General features: G+C 64.1%; 5 protein-coding genes. 4 read left to right on the top strand and 1 reads right to left on the bottom strand.

Going from position 1 to position 4,812, the window contains the following annotated elements:
* The 4 genes from MJ785_RS08320 to MJ785_RS08335 form a co-directional block, all read left to right on the top strand.
* Positions 1 to 1,453: galactose oxidase early set domain-containing protein (locus MJ785_RS08320; RefSeq protein WP_239310307.1), on the top strand; the 1,453-nt coding region annotated here is incomplete at its 5' end.
* 29 nt (positions 1,454 to 1,482) lie between these two features.
* Positions 1,483 to 1,986 (top strand): hypothetical protein, encoded by a 504-nt coding sequence (locus tag MJ785_RS08325; protein ID WP_239310308.1) that lies wholly within the window; start codon positions 1,483 to 1,485, stop codon positions 1,984 to 1,986.
* A gap of 243 nt (positions 1,987 to 2,229) precedes the next feature.
* A complete protein-coding gene (locus MJ785_RS08330) occupies positions 2,230 to 2,754 on the top strand; it encodes a hypothetical protein (protein ID WP_239310309.1) in 525 nt (174 codons plus the stop codon).
* Positions 2,755 to 2,883: 129 nt separating this feature from the next.
* A complete protein-coding gene (locus tag MJ785_RS08335) occupies positions 2,884 to 4,116 on the top strand; it encodes a hypothetical protein (protein ID WP_239380326.1) in 1,233 nt (410 codons plus the stop codon).
* A gap of 349 nt (positions 4,117 to 4,465) precedes the next feature.
* On the opposite strand, the gene MJ785_RS08340 is transcribed toward MJ785_RS08335, so the two are convergent.
* Positions 4,466 to 4,812 (bottom strand): hypothetical protein (locus MJ785_RS08340; protein WP_239380327.1); only part of this gene is annotated, 347 nt, incomplete at its 5' end.

Raw genomic sequence — 4,812 nt, forward strand, 5'->3', positions numbered from 1 at the left:
GATCGAACACTCCACCTGCACGGCGGGTGATGCGTGCACCAAGGGCTCATGGCAGGTGCTCAGCTACCAGTCACCTGTCCGGGCCATCCATGCCGCACTTCTCAAGAATGGTAACGTGCTGCTCATCGCGGGGTCGGGTAATGACCCTAACCAGTTCGCGGCCGGTACCTTCAAGACGTCGGTGTGGAATCCCACCACGGGCGCCTTCGCCAATGTCTCCACTCCTGATGACTTCTTCTGTACCGGTCACGTCCAGCTTACCGACGGTCGACTGCTGGTGATGGGTGGGAACAAGGCGTACCCGACCGCGGACCACGGCTACGAAGGCATCAAGTCCTCCTATACCTTCGATCCGACGACGAATCAGTACGTGCGGGTGAACGATCTCAACACGGGTCACTGGTATCCGTCCGCCACGGAGCTCGGTAACGGTGACGTGATCTCGCTCGGCGGGCTGGACGAGAACGGCAACGGTTCAGTCGAGGTCGAGCGCTTCTACAGTGCCAGCGGACAGTGGAACAAGCCGCGGCCGACCCAGACCTACCGTTTCTGGGGGCTGTACCCAGCAATGATTCTTCTGCAGGACGGCCGGTTGTTCTACACCGGATCACACGTGTTCGGCAACAACGTCAACGGTGGCCCCGGGGCTAATCTTTACAACGTTGACACCGGTCAGGTGACCGATGTGCCCGGACTCCGGCTGAAAGATCAGCGGGACCAGTCGATGTCGGTTCTGCTGCCACCGGCGCAGGCCCAACGCGTCGCCACCTTCGGCGGGGGAAACATCGAGACCAACGTTGACGCGAACAACACGATGGATCTCATCGATCTGTCCAAGGCGAATCCGGCCTATGTTCCTGGTGCGAACCTGCCGACCGGCAAGATGTACGTCTCCGCGGTCATCCTCCCGGATGGGAAGGTGTTCGAGACCGGTGGCGGCCTACATAATCGGGCCGACCCGGTGTACGAGGCGTCGATGTACGATCCGGTCGCGAACAGCTTCACACCGATGGCCACCGACCCGATTCCGAGGACGTACCATTCGTCGGCACTGCTGCTGCCGGACGGCCATGTTCTCGCGATCGGGAACAATCCGGGTGACGGTTCCTTCGACATGCGGATCTCAATCTACACGCCACCTTACCTGTTGAACGGGATCCGACCGACGATCACGGCGGCGGCGGCCACGTGGGCCTATGGTTCGACCCAGTCGGTGGGCACGACGTCCAACGTCGTCATCAAGTCCGCGCAGCTGATCCGGCCGGCGGCGGTAACGCACTCGTCGGACCCGAACCAGCGTTCGGTGGACCTCCCCATAACCGTCAACAACGACGGTCAGCTGACAGTGACGCTCACCGCCAACGCAAACATTGCCCCGCCCGGCGATTACATGTTGTTCGTCACCGATGCCAACAACATTCCGTCGGTCGCTCGCTGGGTGCATGTGGGATGAGACGGGCTACCGGAAGGAGCAGAGCCCTCATGGCCGATGAACCGGGAAGACTCGACCGTGTCCTCAGGCGGAGTATGGTCGCGGTGTTCCTCGCCGTCGCGGTGACGGTGGTGGGAAACACCGATACGGGAGTTTCCAGCGCCGCGACACCCAGGCCGGCGGCGGCCACGTCCCCATATGTGGCCACCGCCAGTCCGGGTGCCGGCACGGCCCCTGGCGGCGCCGTATCCGCCAGCCCCGGGGTGACGATCACGGGTTCGCCGGCGCCGGCTCCGGGCTTGTTGCCAACAACGAGCGATCAGCGGGTGACCCCGGTACCGGCGGTCAGGCTTACCAGCGAGTACGTCGATGGGTGTGATCACCACTATGGGCTGCCGACCCAGTGCGTCCCGGTGAACTTCCCACCGGGCACTCATGACCGCTGCCAGTGGCTGCGGCAGCACGGCCTGGGCCCGATACCGGTGAACAAGCGCGATCAACTGAAGCTGGACACGAACGGGGACGGCACGGCCTGCGGGCCCGGGGACGCCTGACATCCATCCCGACAGTGGCCGTGCTGATCCGGCCAACAGATCGGATCAGCACGGCCGGATGGACCGGGGCCTGACGGCGGGCGGAGCCGATGGCCGATTCAGTCCGGCCCACCATTCCAGGACATGACGACGCGAGACACGGCCATGGGGAGTTCGGTGTCGAAGACAGTGAGAGTGGTCATTATGTGCACGCTGCTCGTGGCCGCGTGCTCGTCAGGTCGTGCTTCGGGCGGCGGCAGCGCCATGACCGGTACGGCAGCGACTGTCGCGGGCACGGTAGCCTCGCCCGCCGCGGGGGCGATCGCCGGGGCGGGCCAGTCCGCCCCCACGCTGCCTGCCGACCCCCAGATCGCTCCCGCGCAGCCGGGCACACCAGGCGACCTCAGCGCGTCGGAGCTGATCGCTCAGCTCAAGGCTTCTGGGCTTCCGGTGACATCGAGCATTGTCTATACGGCTGCGACGGACAGTGACCATCTTTTCGGTCAATCGAGTGGCTACATCTCCAAGGCAGCCTTCGTCGACAGCCGGGTACCCCGCGACGGGCTGCCGGACACGAATCCGGGAAGCGTCTGGCTGGGCGGTTGCGTGGAGGTCTTCCGCACTCCCGCCGACGCTCAGCAGCGACAGCGTTTCCTCATGTCGCAGGCTGTGGACCCGGCGAAGGCCGAGTACATCTACGTGCGCGGTCCCGTCCTTCTCCGCGTCTCGCACGAGCTCGACGTCAGCTATGCGGATGGCTATGGCAAGATCCTGCAACGGACGGGATGACACGGTCGCCGCCATCGCCGGCTCGGTTACTTTGTGGCATTAATTCAGCCTATGGGGCATCCGGTTGATGCCTCCTGAGGGCAGCCCCGTAGGCTGTGCCCACTGATCTCGATCAGACGGGACCTGCTTGTGACCGCAAAGCTTGCTCGTACCGGCCCCGCGACTGTCGGCTTCATGTCACTCGTGACCGCGGCCTTCCTCGGTTTAGCCGGTTGCCAGCCCCCGACGCGGGCCGTCTCCCAGCCAGCCGCGGGTGCGTCGGCGTCATCATCCACTCTACCGGTCGCCCTGGCGTCGGCCGCGGGCAGCAACGGGCGGCCCGGGGCCGGCCCGGCGGTCGGTGAGGCGTCTTCGGCGCCACCGGCATCGACAGCGTCGCCGGCCATGCGGGTGACCACGTCCCCGGGGATCCCGCCGAGCCTCGTATCGCCGCCGTCAGCCCCGCTCGCCTCGCCACCCACCGCGAACAGCTCCGGAAAGCTTCTTTTCGGCCTCGGACCGGCTCTGGACAGCGACGCGGCGTCACCCATCGCGGCCGGGCTCGGAATGTTCACCACCTGGTACAACTCGCCCAGCGACCTCGGATTCCTCCGAGATTGGGCGAGCAATCGAATTCCGCAGACCTATGCGTCCGGCCGTTCGATTCATCTCGTGGTCTGGCTTGACGGAACCGGCAAGGTCGGTACCAACCAGACCTCCCATGGCCCGGCCTGTGGCCGCGACTACCCGCTGTCCACAGCTTTTCTCGATGACGCCCGCCAGCTTGCTGATATCTTCAAGGGCGCGGCCGGTGGTCCACCGCTCTATGTCACGCTGTTCACGGAGTTCCAGACCTACGCCTGCCAGACCAACGCCTGGGCGCCGAGCCCGGAGGTGACGAACTACTACCTTGCCCTCAAGGACAAATACCTGGCGGCAATGTCCATCTTCCACTCGGTGGCTCCGAACGCCAAGGTCTCCTTGGGCTGGGGAGGCTGGCAGGCCCGTTACGACGACCCGAGTACGGGCGGCGGCCGGTCGATGTTCCCCTACTTCGCGGACGTGATGCGCCAGTCTGACTTCCAGAGCTTCCAGGCAATGCAGTCGGACTCGAACAGCCAGGACATCCTGGACATGACTCGGATGCTTGGGCAGTACGGTCCCGTCATGGTGGCTCACTTCAAGCCGGACAACGGTTCTCAGAAAACGTGGACCGCCGATCTGAGAACCTTGTTCACCGACGCCTATATTCGGCAGGCGACATCCATGGGCCTGTTCGCGCTCAGTTTTATGGACCAGGTGAATCTCGCCGCCGACCCGACCGCGCTCTCGCTGGTGCGGTCCGGGATCGACAAATATGGTGTATTGCCCGCAGCCAGATGACCGCTACGCCTCCCGGCAGCCGATGACAGAAATGGCCCCGTCCCGCGAGCGGTCCTTTCTATGTCCTTCCAAGGCTGCCGGGAGTGTTGGTGCCCACCGGCGACGCGGACGGACAGGATCGCGCGGCCGGTGGCTGACCGGCGGTTCCAGGCTGCCGACCGTGTTAGGGCGTGTTTCGAATCTGTGCTGGCGTGACATTACGCACCAGGGTGAGCAGGCCGGCGGAGCCGGGCATCCAAGCAGTGCCGTAGCGCATCGAAGCCTCGCGCTGTCGCATATATGTCACTCATAACTTCAGGCACAACGGAAGGCCAAACAGAGGCCCCGGTAAGGATGTCTGTGGCGCGGTTCATAGCTTGTAAACAGCATCCGGTTGGCGAATCCGTTTTGATGACGCTAAGTAGTTTTCGCACGTCAGCGCATTACTGACGGTAGTATTGGTCGATTTCGCGACGTGATCATCAGCGATGAAAACCAACCGATACGTGTGGGTAACATCTCGGCTGCCCATGGCCTCGATCAGCTCCTGGTACGTTCGCTGCACACCGGAACGATTTGCACCTTGCACCTTCGGGCCGCCGGTGGCGCGAAAGAGGATGATCGCGCCACCTTTGGCCCACCTTGCACCTTCGGGCCGCCGGTGGCGCGAAAGAGGATGATCGCGCCACCTTTGGCCCACCTTGCACCTTCGGGCCG

It is taken from the genome of Protofrankia sp. CiT1 (assembly GCF_917627335.1).
Classification (GTDB): Bacteria; Actinomycetota; Actinomycetes; order Frankiales; family Frankiaceae; genus Protofrankia.